The organism is Kitasatospora sp. NPDC049285 (assembly GCF_040678815.1).
Classification (GTDB): domain Bacteria; phylum Actinomycetota; class Actinomycetes; order Streptomycetales; family Streptomycetaceae; genus Kitasatospora.
This window is the reverse complement of record NZ_JBFAQR010000003.1, coordinates 149,838-163,912: the sequence shown is the minus strand read 5'-3', so window position 1 is coordinate 163,912 and position 14,075 is coordinate 149,838. Positions and strand designations below refer to the sequence as shown.

The 14,075-nt window shown below is 71.9% G+C and carries 11 protein-coding genes and 1 tRNA gene; 8 read left to right on the top strand and 4 right to left on the bottom strand.

The annotated features are described in order from the left end of the window. Nucleotides 1-180: 180 nt before the first annotated feature. The gene (locus tag AB0K51_RS03740; protein ID WP_363450111.1) at nt 181-1,290 is read right to left on the bottom strand and encodes a ThiF family adenylyltransferase; all 1,110 of its coding nucleotides are present in this window, start codon (nt 1,288-1,290) and stop codon (nt 181-183) included. 204 nt (nt 1,291-1,494) lie between these two features. Here AB0K51_RS03740 and AB0K51_RS03735 point away from each other — a divergent pair, with 204 nt between their 5' ends. After that, the gene (locus AB0K51_RS03735) at nt 1,495-2,148 is read left to right on the top strand and encodes a SprT-like domain-containing protein (RefSeq protein ID WP_363450109.1); all 654 of its coding nucleotides are present in this window, start codon (nt 1,495-1,497) and stop codon (nt 2,146-2,148) included. Between the two features lie 48 nt (nt 2,149-2,196). Here AB0K51_RS03735 and AB0K51_RS03730 read toward each other — a convergent pair whose 3' ends face one another. After that, the gene (locus AB0K51_RS03730; protein WP_363450107.1) at nt 2,197-2,760 is read right to left on the bottom strand and encodes an NUDIX hydrolase; all 564 of its coding nucleotides are present in this window, start codon (nt 2,758-2,760) and stop codon (nt 2,197-2,199) included. Continuing rightward, on the bottom strand, nt 2,757-4,325 hold the full coding sequence (locus AB0K51_RS03725) for a zinc-dependent metalloprotease (protein WP_363450105.1): 1,569 nt from the start codon (nt 4,323-4,325) through the stop codon (nt 2,757-2,759). Before AB0K51_RS03725 ends, AB0K51_RS03730 begins: the two co-directional genes overlap by 4 nt. 287 nt (nt 4,326-4,612) lie before the next feature. On the opposite strand from AB0K51_RS03725, the gene AB0K51_RS03720 reads away from it, so the two are divergent. The 4 genes from AB0K51_RS03720 (at nt 4,613) to AB0K51_RS03705 (ending at nt 7,714) form a co-directional block, all read left to right on the top strand. After that, entirely contained in the window at nt 4,613-5,662 is a 1,050-nt protein-coding gene (locus tag AB0K51_RS03720) for an NAD-dependent epimerase/dehydratase family protein (protein ID WP_363450271.1), read from the top strand. 99 nt (nt 5,663-5,761) lie between these two features. Further along, nucleotides 5,762-6,202, top strand: a complete 441-nt coding sequence (locus AB0K51_RS03715) for a molybdenum cofactor biosynthesis protein MoaE (protein WP_363450103.1) — start codon at nt 5,762-5,764, stop codon at nt 6,200-6,202. A gap of 176 nt (nt 6,203-6,378) precedes the next feature. Next, entirely contained in the window at nt 6,379-6,558 is a 180-nt protein-coding gene (locus AB0K51_RS03710; RefSeq protein ID WP_363450101.1) for a hypothetical protein, read from the top strand. A 76-nt stretch (nt 6,559-6,634) separates the two neighbouring features. After that, a complete protein-coding gene (locus AB0K51_RS03705) occupies nt 6,635-7,714 on the top strand; it encodes a PDZ domain-containing protein (RefSeq protein ID WP_363450099.1) in 1,080 nt (359 codons plus the stop codon). Between the two features lie 27 nt (nt 7,715-7,741). On the opposite strand, the gene AB0K51_RS03700 is transcribed toward AB0K51_RS03705, so the two are convergent. After that, nucleotides 7,742-8,299, bottom strand: a complete 558-nt coding sequence (locus tag AB0K51_RS03700) for a PPA1309 family protein (RefSeq protein WP_363450097.1) — start codon at nt 8,297-8,299, stop codon at nt 7,742-7,744. Between the two features lie 137 nt (nt 8,300-8,436). Here AB0K51_RS03700 and AB0K51_RS03695 point away from each other — a divergent pair, with 137 nt between their 5' ends. The 3 genes from AB0K51_RS03695 to AB0K51_RS03685 all read left to right on the top strand — a co-directional run bounded on the left by AB0K51_RS03695 (nt 8,437) and on the right by AB0K51_RS03685 (nt 13,735). After that, nucleotides 8,437-11,319, top strand: coding sequence for a UPF0182 family protein (locus AB0K51_RS03695; protein WP_363450269.1), 2,883 nt, complete (start codon nt 8,437-8,439; stop codon nt 11,317-11,319). A 56-nt stretch (nt 11,320-11,375) separates the two neighbouring features. Continuing rightward, nucleotides 11,376-11,449: transfer RNA gene (locus tag AB0K51_RS03690), tRNA-Met, on the top strand. A gap of 258 nt (nt 11,450-11,707) precedes the next feature. After that, the gene (locus AB0K51_RS03685; RefSeq protein ID WP_363450095.1) at nt 11,708-13,735 is read left to right on the top strand and encodes a glycosyl hydrolase family 18 protein; all 2,028 of its coding nucleotides are present in this window, start codon (nt 11,708-11,710) and stop codon (nt 13,733-13,735) included. The last annotated feature ends 340 nt before the right edge of the window (nt 13,736-14,075 follow it).

The window sequence follows — 14,075 nt, the reverse complement described above, 5'->3', positions numbered from 1 at the left end:
GCCACCCCCGAACCGGCCGTGCCCGACGAGCCGGTGGCCCGGTGCGCCGTGCCGGTCACTGCCTTGCGCGGAAGATCGCTCACCGGGCCTCCTGATCAGCCGGACCGCCCGGCACCCCGCCGGCGGTGGTCTGTCCTGGGGGCTGTCGTCGAGCCCCCGTCGCGGCCCCGACGACAGGCCCTAGGCCATTGTGCCCGCTTGGCCCGGCGTGGCGGACTGCCACAGGCACCCGCAGTCCGGGTGGCTGCGCAGCCGCAGGCGGCGCACCATCCCGTCGGCGGCGGAGAGTTCGCACCAGCCGTCCACGCTGGGCGGGAGCACCCCGTCCAGATAGAGCTGGACGTGCAGCGCGGCGAGCCCCGCCACCGCGGCGGCGACCGCGCCGTCGCAGGCGGGGACGCGGGCCCGGCCGGGGCCCTCGTCGATCAGCTGGGCGAGCAGCCGGGGCCAGGCCTCGTCCTCGTCCCGCCGGGCCAGGGTGGCGCAGCTGCCGCAGGCCGAGGCGCCGGGGACCACCAACGGGCCGACCACGCCCAGGTGTTCGAGCACGCCGGTGTACAGGTGCGGGATGCCGGCCCGCATCAGCTCCTGTGCGTCGACCGCCGCGCCGGTGTAGGCGGCCGAGCCGTCCCGCGGGGCGAGCACCACCAGGGTGGGTGGCGGGGGAGTGGCCGGGGCGCGCCGGTACCGCTCCCCGGCGGCGGCGCCGGTTGCCCGGTGCACCAGCTCGCGTGCGGCGGTGGAGCGCAGCCGCCCGACGTCCCCGGGCGGGAAGCCGCCGGGCGCGCAGTCCCGGGCGGCGACCCGGCCGCGGTCGAGCACCGCGACCTCGCCGATGCCGCCGGCGGCCAGCGCGGTGCCGACGGCCGCGCCGATCCGCCCGGCGCCGCGTACCTCGACCCGGGCCTGGGCGCGGCCTTGCAGCACGGCGGCGGCCTCGCCGGGCGCGGGGTGGACCAGGGAGAGCGAGGCGAGGTCCGGACCGAGCAGCTCCCGCCGGGCGGCCGGGTACAGGTCGAGCACGGCCTTGGTGGACGCCGGGTCGTCCAGTAGCTCGCTCTGGGCGAGCGAGTCGAGCATCGCCTGGCAGTACTCCCGCTCCAGGCCGAGCCGGTGCCCGGCCTCGACCAGGGCGGGGCCGTCCCGGGTACCGTCGATCAGCTCCAGGAACGAGGCGAGCTTGCGGTCCACTCCTTCGATCAGCCGGGCGTGCTGCCGGACGGTGCCGAACTGCAGGGTCTGCCGCTCCCGCCAGAGCCGGGACAACGCGGGCTTGAGCATGGGACGCATGCGGTTCCTCCAACCCCTCGGGATCACTGGTGACCGCAGCTTGCCCGCCGTCAGCGTGACGCGGAAATCCGTTATCCACAGGCCTGATATGGCGATATGACCATCACTGTGCACAGCCTGTGGATAACGCACCCGGGTGGTCCCGCAGACAACGCCGACCCGGTACCGGACTAATGTCCCGGGTACGGGGTAACGTCGTGTGCCATGGCAGCCGAACGGGACTCCCATCGGTCGGCGTCGCGTCGGCGTGCCCAAGCAGCCTCCGGGTCCACGACCGCGGCGCCCGGTGCGCATGCCAGCACCGAGACCGCACCCTCCGCCCCCGCTCCGTCCGACCGCGGCCAGGTCGAGGTCCGCCGCAGCGCCCGCCGCAGCCGCACCGTCTCCGCGTACCGCGAGGGCGACCGCACGGTGGTGCTGATCCCGGCCCGGATGTCGCACGCCGAGGAGCAGCGCTGGGTGGCCCAGATGCTGGAGAAGCTGGCCGCGCAGGAGAGCCGCAAGGTGCTCGGCGACGAGGCCCTGCAGACCCGGGCCGCCGAACTCTCCCGCCTCTACCTCGGCGGCCGGGCCGTCCCCGACCAGGTCCGCTGGGTGACCAACCAGAACTCCCGCTGGGGCTCCTGCACCCCCAGCGAGCGCACCATCCGGCTCTCCCACCGCCTCCAGGGCATGCCCGAGTACGTGGTGGACTACGTGCTGCTGCACGAACTGGCGCACCTGCTGGTGCCCGACCACGGCCCCCGGTTCTGGGCCCTGCTCGACACCTACCCGCGCACCGAGCGGGCCCGCGGCTACCTGGAGGGCGTCGCCGCCGCGGCCCGCCTGCCGCACATCCCGGGCGCCCGCACCAGCTGACGCACCGTCAGGCGATCGCCGGGGCGGCCGGTCGGGCCGGGCGGCGGGTCAGACCAGCGCCCGCGCCCGCGCCACCAGGTCCCGCACCGAGCGGTCGGTGTCCGCAGGCAGCTCCCGGTAGCCGAACCAGCGCAGGTCCAGCGACTCCTCGCTGATCAGCTCCCGCGCCCCGGCCGGTGCCAGCGCGACGTACTGGACGTCCAGGTGGATGTTCTCCGGCCGGTCCTTGCCCGCGCACCGGACGTGGTGCCGGTCCAGCTTCACCGGTGTGGCCGGCCCGTCCTCCGTCAGCAGCTCGAGGCCGGCGATCCCGGATTCCTCGACCGCCTCGCGCAGCGCGGCCGCCGCCAGGGTGGCGTCGCCGGGCTCGCAGTGGCCGCCCATCTGCAGCCACCGCCCGACCTTGGGGTGCAGGGTGAGCAGCACCCGCTCCGCGGACGGGTCGATCACCAGCGCGCTGGCGGTGATGTGCGCGGGCACGCAGGCCCGCCACATCCCGTCCGGGTGGGCGGTCAGGTGCTCCAGGTAGTCCCGGCGCAGCGTGTCCTGGCCGGCCTCGCCGGGCGCCCACTCGCGCAGCGCCCGGACGGCGTCGTCGTGCAGCGAGGTCACTTGGCGGTGCCCTCCTCGCCGTCCTCGCCCTTCGCGGAATCGCCCTTCGCGGCATCGTCCTCGACGGAGCCCGCGTCGTCCTTCGCCGCGCCGGCGTCCTCGGCCGCGGTGCCCTCCGGACCCTTGGTCAGCTGCGGCGTCCCGCCGCCCGCGGCCTCGCCGAGCAGCTTGTCCAGCGCCTCGAAGTCGAAGCCGCCGTCCTCGGCGTCCGCCGCGGTGTCGCGGTGCACGAAGCCGTCCGGGTCGTCCAGGTCGGCGGCGGTGGGCAGCATGTCGGGGTGGCTCCACAGCGCGTCGCGGCCCTCCAGGCCGCGGGCGTCGGCGAGCGAGGCCCACAGGCGGGAGGCGTCGCGCAGGCGGCGCGGGCGCAGTTCCAGGCCGACCAGGGTGGCGAAGGTCTGCTCGGCCGGGCCGCCGGTGGCGCGGCGGCGGCGCAGCGTCTCGCGCAGCGCGCCGGCCTGCGGCAGGTGGGGTTCGGCGGCGGCGTGCACCACCGCGTCGACCCAGCCCTCGACCAGCGCGAGCGCGGTCTCCAGCCGGGCCAGCGCGGCCTTCTGCTCGGGGGTGTCCTCGGGCTGCAGCAGCCCGCCGGCCAGCGCCTCCTGCAGCGCCTCGGGGTTGGCCGGGTCGAGCTGGCCGACCAACTCCTCCATCCGCGAGGTGTCGACCTTGATGCCGCGGGCGTACGCCTCGACCGCGCCGAACAGGTGGGCCCGCAGCCACGGCACGTGGGCGAAGAGGCGCTGGTGCGCGGCCTCGCGCAGGGCCAGGTAGAGCCGGACCTCCTCGGCGGGCACGCTCAGGCCCTCGCCGAACTCGGCGATGTTCTGCGGCAGCAGCGCGGCCTTCCCGGCGGGCGCGAGCGGCAGGCCGACGTCGGTGGAGCCGAGCACCTCGGCGGCGAGCGCGCCGAGCGCCTGCCCGATCTGGGTGCCGAACATCGCGCCGCCCATCGACCGCATCATGCCCATCAGCGGACCGGCCATCGCCTGCATCTCGGGCGGCAGCACGCCGCCCATGGCGTTGCCGACCCGCTCGGCGACCGGGTCCACCAGGTCCTTCCAGACCGGCAGGGTGGCCTCGATCCACTCGGCGCGGCTCCACGCCACCGCCGCGGAGGAGGTGGACGGGAACTCGGTCGCCGAGTCCAGCCACAGGTCGGCCAGCCGGACGGCCTCGGTGACGGCGGTGCGCTCGGCCTCGCCGACCGAGCGGTCCTTGGTCCTGCCCTCGGGCTGCTCGGCGACCACGGTCTGCCGGGCGATGTTCTTGGCCAGCTCCCAGTTGACCGGGCCGCCCTCGAAGGACAGCATCTGGCCGAGCTGCTGGAAGGCCGCGCCGAGGTCGTTCGGGTTGAAGCCGCCCATCATCGCGGCGAACGGGTTGTCCCCGCCCTGACCGCCGGGGCCGCCCATGCCGAACAGCGCCCCGAACGGGTTGCCGGTGCCGAAGCCGAACGGCTGCTGCGGGGTCGAGTCGCCCTGCTCGCCGTCCTTCTTGCCCTTGTCGTTGCCGTCCTCGGGCTCCTCGGGGGGAACACCGAATCCGAAGGGGAGGTCGCTCACGGGTTCCTCGATCTGATCGGCCGTCACGCGGAGGTGTGGCGGGAAAGTCTGGCGCCCGGGGCACCGGGCGGATGCAATGGTCTCGCGGCCGACCGCGCCGGGTGCACCGCTTGGGCTGAGCCTCGGGCAGGATGGACCGTGCGTGACACTCGTACGTACGCACATAAGCTAACCGTGGAGGATGGCCGGTGAGTTCCCCGCCTTCGGACGTTCGCTCTGGGCTGACCGAGGGCGAGGACGCGCCGGCCGACGCCGGGTCGCCGTCTCCAGCCTACGGCGGCAAACCGCTGATCGTGGCCGTCACGGGCGCGGCGGGCGTGCTGGGCGAGCGGGTCGCCGCCCGGCTGGTCGCCTCCCCGCACGTGCGCAAGGTGCTGGCGGTGGACGACCGCCGCGGCGAGGTGCCCGGAGTGCACTGGCGGGTGCTGGACGTCCGCGATCCGGCGGTGGCCGAACGGCTCGCCGGGGTGGACGTGGTGGTGCACCTGGCGATGGACCTCGGCATGGAGTCCGACCCGCGGGCCCGCAGCGCGTACAACGTGCGGGGCGCGCAGACCGTGGTGACCGCCGCCGCTGCCGCCGGGGTGCACCGCGTGGTGCTGTGCACCTCCGCGATGGTCTACGGCGCGCTGGCCGACAACGAGGTCCCGCTGGCCGAGGACTCCGAGCTGCGGGCCACCGAGGAGGCCTCGCTGGTCGGCGACCTGCTGGAGATCGAGCGGCTGGCCCGGCGCGCCCCGCGCACCCACCCGGGGCTGCAGATCACCGTGCTGCGCCCGGCCGTGGTGGTCGGCCCCGGCATCGACACCGTGCTCACCCGGCACTTCGAGGCGCCCCGGCTGCTGGTGGTGGCCGGCTCCCGCCCGTGCTGGCAGTTCTGTCACCTGGACGACCTGGCCTCGGCGCTGGAGTACGCGGCGCTCGGCCTGGTCGAGGGCGAGGTGACGGTCGGCTGCGACGGCTGGCTGGAGCAGGAGGACGTCGAGGAGCTGTCCGGGATCCGGCGGATGGAGCTGCCCGCGGCGCTCGCCCTGGGCACCGCGGCCCGGCTGCACCGGCTCGGCCTGACCCCGGCCCCGGCCGGCGACCTGGCGTACACCATGTACCCGTGGGTGGTCTCCGGCAGTCGGCTGCACGAGGCGGGCTGGCGTCCCGCGTACACCAACGAGGACGTGCTGGCCGAGCTGCTCGCCCAGGTGTCCGGCAAGCACGCGGTGGCCGGGCGGCGGCTCGGCGGCAAGGAGGCCGCCACCAGCCTGGGCGCGGCCGGGGCCACGGTGGCGCTGATCGGTACCGCGGCGCTGGTGCGGCGGGCCCGCAAGCACCGCCGGATCTGACCGGCCGAACCGACCTTCTGATTTTCGTATCGCGGAATTACCGCATCGTGATGCGAAAGCTGTTGCCCGGTCCGGGACCCGATGCGGAATGATGGTGCCATGTCCGAGAACCACGACCCGATCCGCCTGCTCGCCATCCGCGAGACCCCGCTCTCGCTGGACGAGGTGCACGCCGCGGTCGGCGACGACGCGGCGGGCGGCACCACCCTGTTCGTCGGCACCGTGCGCGACCACGACGGCGGCAAGTCGGTGGCCGCGCTGGAGTACAGCGCCCACCCGACCGCCGAGCGGGAGCTGCGCCGGATCGCCGAGAAGATCTGCGCCGACTTCCCGGTCCGCGCGCTGGCCGCGGTGCACCGCACCGGCCGGCTGGAGATCGGGGACGCCGCGGTGATCGTCGCGGTCTCCTGCCCGCACCGCGGCGAGGCCTTCGCGGCCGCCCGCCGGCTGATCGACGACCTCAAGCACGAGGTGCCGATCTGGAAGCACCAGATCTTCACCGACGGCGAGGAGGAGTGGGTCGGCGCGGGCTCCTGCTGACCTCCGCCCGCCGTCGCTCCCGCCCGCCGCGCCGGGCTGCCCCGACACCCGTTCGGTGGTACCTCGTGACGGTGAGCGCCACGCTGGACCCGTAACCCGGACACCGTTCGCGCCGTTGCCCATACAGGCGGTTAATCTGCTCATAGACACGACGAGCCTGTGTGGGGAGTTCGAAGATGGCTGCGCTCGCCTGGTTGATCATTCCTGTGGTGGCCGGACTGCTGGCCATGGTCTGGGCCGGGTGGGCGGCCCGGCCGCCGCGGGCCACCACCGATCCGAGTTCACTCGCCGAGCACGAGCGGTTCCGGGCCGCGATGGAGCGGAGTACCGGCGGCGGCCGCGCCGACGGGGAGTGATTCCCGGCCGCCGATCAGCCGCTCGGGGCCGGGACCGGCAGTACACCCCGGCCCCGCCTTCACGTACTGTCGTGGCATGCCACGCCGTTCGGCGACCATGCTCGCCGCCACCCTGCTGCTGATAGGCCTGCTCTGCGTCTCGGTCCTGATGAAGGTGCCGTACACCGAGATGAGCCCGGGGCCGACCTACAACACGCTCGGCGTGCAGGACAAGACCGGCGACCCGGTGATCACCATCACCGGGCACGAGACGTACCCGACCTCCGGGCACCTCAACATGACCACGGTGCAGGTCACCGGGGCCAAGTACGAGCCCAGCCTGGTGGCGGCGGTGGTCGGGTGGATGCGCGACGACGTGCTGGTGGTGCCGCACGACAACGTCTACCCGAAGGGCCAGACCGACCAGGAGGCCCAGCAGCAGAACGCGGAGGAGTTCGCCTCCTCCGAGGACAGCGCCAAGACCGCCGCGCTGAACGAGCTGAAGATCCCGGTCGGCACCGAGATCATCGTCTCCTCGGTGGTCTCCGGCGGTCCCGCCGAGGGCAAGCTGCACGCGGGCGACCAGATCGTGGCGGTCGACGGCACCCCGATCACCACCCGGGCCGGCGTGGCCGAGCAGGTGGTGAAGCACAAGCCGGGCGAGACCGCGGTCTTCACCGTGGTGCCGCACGCCAAGGCCGGCCCGACGCCGAACCCGGCGGACCAGGTGCAGGTCCCGATCGTCACCGGCAAGGCGCCGAACGAGGACCGGGCGATCGTCGGCATCACGCCCGGTGTCGACCACGTCTACCCGTTCAAGATCGACATCGGGCTGCAGGACGTCGGCGGCCCCAGCGCGGGCCTGATGTTCGCGCTCGGCATCGTGGACAAGCTGACCCCGACCGACCTGACCGGCGGCAAGTTCGTGGCGGGCACCGGGACCATCGACGACGACGGCACGGTCGGTCCGATCGGCGGCATCCAGATGAAGCTGATCGCCGCCCGGGACAAGGGCGCCGAGTACTTCTTCACCCCGTCCGACAACTGCTCCGAGGCGACCAAGGGCACCCCGTCCGGGCTGACCCTGGTCAAGGTCGACACCCTGGACGGCGCGGTGAAGGCGCTCGACGCCATCCGGGCGGGCGACAGGGCCGCGCTGCCGAGCTGCTCGAAGTAGCAGCCCGGCGGCCGGACCGCGGGAGGGTCAGGAGAAGGTCGCCAGCAGCGCGTCGGTGAGGTTCGGGACCAGATCGGGACCGGTGAGGACCTCGCGGGCGACGTCCTTCTCGCGCAGGCGCAGGGCGGTCTCCTTGGAGCCGTCGCGCAGCACGGCGGCGGTGATCCGGACCTCCTGGCGCTGCGGGTGGTTGGCCACCCAGTCGTTGATCTCCTGCTCGCCGGCGTTCTTCGGGCGGGAGGCCTCGGCGCCGGGCGGGAGCATCAGCCGCTCGATCACCAGGGCGCAGCCGACCACGCCGTCCGGCCAGGCGATGGTGCCCAGGAAGCGGTCGAGCTCCATGCCCGGGGGCAGCTCCTCCTGCTCGACCGGGGTCAGGCCGGTCGGGTTCTCGTCCAGGCCGAGCTGCTTGGCGAGCCGGGGGTTGGCCTTGCGCATCTGGGCGTTGTCGACCAGCGCGAACAGCCGGGCGGGGAGGTCCCAGCCGAGGGTGGCGGCGTGCTCGTCGATCTCCAGGGCGGCCCGGGTGAGCGGGGTGGCGGCGGGCAGGCCGGAGGCGGCGGGGAGGTCTGGGGCGTCGGACATGCACCCATCCTCACACGCCGCGGGGGCCGCTCTCCAACTCCGACGCATTGCTCGGGAACTCCGGTAAAGACCGATTAAGTTGCATGGGAGACATCGACCCTGACGACACAGCTAGAGGTGGCGCCTTGACCTTCCAGATGCCGGACCGACCGGGCCCGGCCTTCCGTGCGAGAGTCGGGCCGCCGTCGCGCCGGGCCAAGGTGCTGCTGCTGACCGTCGGCGTGGTGGCGGCGCTGTTCCTGGCGTTCGCGTTGTTCTCCGGGGTGTGGACGGACTGGCTGTGGTTCCGGTCGGTCCGGTACGGCTCGGTCTTCAGCGGCCAGCTGTGGACCAAGGCCGGGCTGTTCGCGGTCTTCGGGCTGCTGATGGCGCTGGTGGTCGGCTTCAACCTGTGGCTGGCGTACCGGCTGCGGCCGCCGCTGGCCGCGATGTCGGTGGAGCAGCAGAGCCTGGACCGCTACCGGATGGGCGTCGCCCCGTTCCGCCGGTGGCTGCTGATCGGGGTGTCGCTGCTGATCGGCCTGGTGGCCGGCGCGGCCGCCGCCGGGCAGTGGCGGACCTGGATGCTCTGGGTCAACGGGACGTCCTTCGGGGTGAAGGACAGTCAGTTCCACCTGGACGTCTCCTACTACGCGTTCAAGCTGCCCTGGTACGAGTTCCTGCTGGGCTTCGCGTTCAGCGCGGTGATCGTCTCGCTGCTGGCCTCGGTGCTGGTGCACTACCTGTACGGCGGGCTGCGGCTGCAGGGGCCCGGGCGGCGGGCCAGCTCCGGGGCGCAGGGGCACCTGGCGGTGCTGCTCGGCGTGTTCGTGCTGCTGAAGGCGGTGGCGTACTGGCTGGACCGGTACGCGCTGGCGGTGAAGAGCGAGTCGTACAAGCAGGTCGACGGCTGGACCGGGCTGCGCTACGTGGACGCCAACGCGTTCCTGCCGGCCAAGACCATCCTGTTCTTCGTGGCGATCATCTGCGCGCTGCTGTTCTTCCTGACCCCGATCCGGCGGACCTGGGCGCCCGCGCTGATCGGCTTCGGGCTGATGGCGCTGTCGGCGGTGCTGATCGGCGGGGTGTACCCGGCGATCGTGCAGCAGTTCCAGGTCAAGCCGAACGAGCAGGCCAAGGAGACGCCGTACATCCAGCAGAACATCGACGCGACGCGGCAGGCGTACGGCATCGCGGACAGCGACGCGCAGCAGTACACGCCGACCGACTCCACCAACGCGGACGCGCTGAAGCAGGACGCGCAGACCATCGCCGACATCCGGCTGCTGGACCCGAACGTGGTCTCGCCGACCTTCCAGCAGAACCAGGCGCTGCGCCAGTACTACGCGTTCCCGAAGACCCTGGACGTGGACCGGTACGGCAAGCAGGACACCGTGCTCGGGGTGCGCGAGCTCGACCTCAGCGGGGTGCAGCAGCGCAACTTCATCAACGACCACTTCAAGTACACCCACGGCTACGGCGTGGTGGCCGCCAAGGGCAACCAGGTGGACGCCAACGGCAACCCGGTCTACACCGAGCAGTCGCTGCCGACCACCGGCGCGTTCGGCGACTACCAGCAGCGGGTTTACTACGGCGAGAAGACCTCCGGGTACTCCATCGTCGGCGGTACCGACATGAAGGAGATCGACTACACCTCGGACTCCAGTGCGGACCAGACCACCCAGTACACCGGCGGCAGCGGCGTCGCACTGGGCAACCCGCTGACCCGGGCCGCGTACGCGGTGAAGTTCGGCGAGCCGCAGATCCTCTACTCCGGGGCGATCAAGGACGGCGCGCGGATCCTCTACGACCGCACCCCCAAGGAGCGGGTGGAGAAGGTCGCGCCGTGGCTGTCGATCGACGCCGACCCGTACCCGGTGGTCGAGGGCGGCCGCGTGGTGTGGGTGCTGGACGGCTACACCACCTCGGACGGGTTCCCGTTCTCCTCGAAGACGGTGCTCGGCGACGCCACCAAGGACTCGCTGACCGACCAGCGCGGCCGCATCCTGAGCGCCGTCAACCAGGTCAACTACATCCGCAACTCGGTCAAGGCCACGGTGGACGCGTACACCGGCGAGGTGACGCTCTACCAGTGGGACGAGTCGGACCCGGTGCTGAAGACCTGGATGAAGGCGTTCCCCGGCACGGTGAAGGCGAAGGCGGACATCCCGTCCGGGCTGCTGCCGCACCTGCGCTACCCACAGGACCTGTTCAAGGTGCAGCGCGACCTGCTCGGGATGTACCACATGACGGACGCCACGGCGTTCTTCAACGGCACCGACATCTGGCAGGTGCCCACCGACCCGACGGTCAACTCCGGTGAGGTGCAGCCGCCGTACTACCTGACGCTGCGGATGCCCGACGCCCAGGACGCCAGCTTCTCGCTGACCACCTCCTTCGTGCCCTCCGGCCGCGCCAACCTGGCCGCCTTCATGGCGGTGGACGCCGACCCCGGGGCGGACTACGGGAAGATCCGGCTGCTCAAGGTGCCGGCCGGCTCGGGCGCGCTCGGACCGGCGCTCACCCAGGCCAAGTTCAACTCCGACCAGTCGGTGGCCTCGCAGCTCACCCTGCTGCGCAACGGCACCGACTCCCAGGTGGAGTACGGCAACCTGCTGACCCTGCCGGTCGGCGGCGGCTTCCTCAACGTCGAACCGGTCTACCTGGTGGCCCGCGGTGCCAAGGTGCCGGTGCTGAAGAAGGTGCTGGCGGTGTACGGCGACCACAACGTGGCGCTGGAGGACACCCTGGACGCCGCGCTGGCCAAGGTGCTCGGCGGTGCCTCCACCGGGGCCACCACCCCGGTCGAGCCGAGCAACCCGGGCACCACCACGCCCACCACGCCGACGACGCCCACCACGCCGACCACCCCGGCCAACCCGGACCTGCAGAAGGCGCTGGCGGACGCTCAGAAGGCCTTCACCGACGGGCAGAACGCGTTGAAGAACGGCGACTGGGCGGCGTACGGCCAGTCCCAGCAGGCGCTGCAGAAGGCGCTGAACGACGCGGCGGCCGCCCAGAAGAAGGCATCCGGGGGCTGAGCTGCGGCAACCGATTGTCGGGCCGCCCCGCGACCGTGCTACTGTTGTCTCACCGACGCGGGGTGGAGCAGCTCGGTAGCTCGCTGGGCTCATAACCCAGAGGTCGCAGGTTCAAATCCTGTCCCCGCTACTCAGTAGCGAAAGGCCCGGAGACTCAGGTCTCCGGGCCTTTGCCATTCCTTGGGGTACGGGTCGATTGACACCCCATATGGTCCAGTCCAATCTGGGTCATGCCCACGACGGGTGGCCCCCACCGTCCGTCCATCGGGTTGCAACTCGCATGCCAGCACAGGGAATTGATCGTTTCCTCGGTTCCGTCTGGAGCTCTCCCCGACCGGGTGACGGACGGTGTTCCTGCATCCCCACGTGACAGGAGAGGCACACCAGCATGCACCGAAACAGCAGAAGGGCCTGGGCCGTATCGGCCGCGGCCGCCACCCTGCTCTCCGCGGCGATGTCGTTGCTCGGGGCCCCGAGCGCCAGCGCCGGCCCGGCCAACACCACCGGCGCGCCCGCCACCAGCGGCGGCCTCAAGGTCGCCTACTTCGACCAGTGGTCGATCTACCAGAACGCGTACTTCGTGAAGAACGTCGACACGTCCGGGATGGCGTCGAAGCTCGACTACCTGCTCTACGACTTCGCCAACATCGACCCGACCAACCTGACCTGTTTCGAGGCCAACTCGGCGGCCTCGCAGGACGAGAACAACCCGAACGCGGGCGACGGCGCGGGCGACTACTACGCCGACTACGCGAAGACCTTCGCCAACGGGCAGAGCGTCGACAACTCCACCGACACCTGGAACCAGCCGATCGCCGGCAACTTCCACCAGCTCCAGGAGCTGAAGGCGAAGTACCCGAAGCTCAAGGTCCTGCTGTCGATCGGCGGTTGGACCTACTCCAAGTACTTCTCGGACGCGGCGGCCACCGACGCCTCGCGCAAGAAGCTGGTCTCCTCCTGCGTCGACATGTTCATCAAGGGCAACCTGCCCGCGCAGGGCGGCTACGGTGGCGCCGGCACCGGCAAGGGCATCTTCGACGGCTTCGACATCGACTGGGAGTACCCGGGCGGCGGCGGCCACACCGGCAACCACTCCTCGCCGAACGACAAGCAGAACTTCACCGCGCTGCTCGCCGAGTTCCGCAGCGAGCTCAACACCCAGGGCGCGGCGGACGGCAAGAGCTACGCGCTGACCGCGGCGGTGCCGGCCGGCCAGGACAAGATCAAGTCGATCGAGACCGACAAGATCGGCCAGTACCTGACCTTCGCCGACCCGATGACCTACGACATGCACGGCGGTTGGGAGCCTACGGGGCCGACCAACCACCAGTCGCCGATCTACCAGAACCCGGCCGACCCGTCGAACGCCATCCCGCCGGGCACCGCCAAGTACTCGATCGACGAGGCGATCCGGGCCTGGACGGTCGGCGACCCTGCGTACGGCATCCCCGGCGGCTTCCCGGCCAACAAGCTCAACCTCGGTGTCCCGCTGTACTACCGGGGCTGGACGGGCGTCGCGGCCGGCGCCAACCACGGGCTGTACCAGACCGCCAGCGGACCGGCCCAGGGCGCGCCGAACTCCGGCAACGTCGCGGGCGTGCGGATGTACAAGGAGCTGGGCGGCATCGTCGACAACGCCGCCGACACCTACTGGGACGACGCCGCGAAGGCCGCGTACTTCTACGACGGCACCAACTTCTGGTCCGGCGAGAACGCCCGGTCGATCCAGGCCAAGGCCGACTACCTGCACTGCAACGGCCTCGGCGGCTCGTTCGTCTTCTCGCTCTACGACGACCCGAACGCGGCGCTGCTGAACCCGCTGATGACCGCCACCGGCGGCTCGGCGGCCTCCTGCCCGGCGCCGTCCAGCTCGCCCTCGGTCAGCACCTCACCGTCGGTCAGCACCTCGCCGTCGCACAGCACGTCGCCGTCGCCGTCCACCAGCACCTCGCCGTCCTCCTCGCCCTCCACGTCGAGCAGCCCGTCGACCTCGACCAGCCCGTCCGGCTCGCCGACCGGCCCCGGCGGCGGCGTGGTGGCCAACGCGGGCTTCGAGAGCGGCTCGCTCTCCCCGTGGACCTGCACCGCGGGCGGCGGCAACGTGGTCAGCGGCGGGCACACCGGCGCGTACGCGCTGCAGGGCACGCCCAGCGCCAGTGACACCGCGCAGTGCTCGCAGACCATCACGGTCAAGCCGAACACCGCGTACACGCTCTCCGCCTGGGTCAAGGGCAACTACACCTACCTGGGCGTCACCGGTTCCGGGGCGGACAGCTCGACCTGGACCAGCGGGAGCGCGTGGAGCCAGCTGTCCACCAAGTTCACCACCGGGGCCTCGGTCACCTCGGTGACCGTCTGGGTGCACGGTTGGTACGCGCAGGGGGCCTACCAGGCCGACGACTTCAGCGTGAGCTGAGGCTCCGTCAAGAACCCTCTAAGGAAGGCCCGGAGGAATCGTTCCTCCGGGCCTTCGCCCTTGCGGGCGCGCGGAGTTGATCGACTCCGGTACGATGCATGGCCGGGGTTTGTGGGGCCCGGGTGTCGGGAAATCGACAAAGCGCCGAAGCAATCTCGCCGGGCTACGGCCCCGCTCCGCCAAAACGGACGGAGCAGGTGTAAGCGGGTTGCGGGTGATGCGACGATGGACCACACGGGGGACGCACCACGGCTTCTGACGGGCCGTAGGGTCCGCCGCACCCCCTGGGGGGAATACCTCTGGCCGAAGGCCCGAGGCGAATGCCGCGACACTCGGGGGG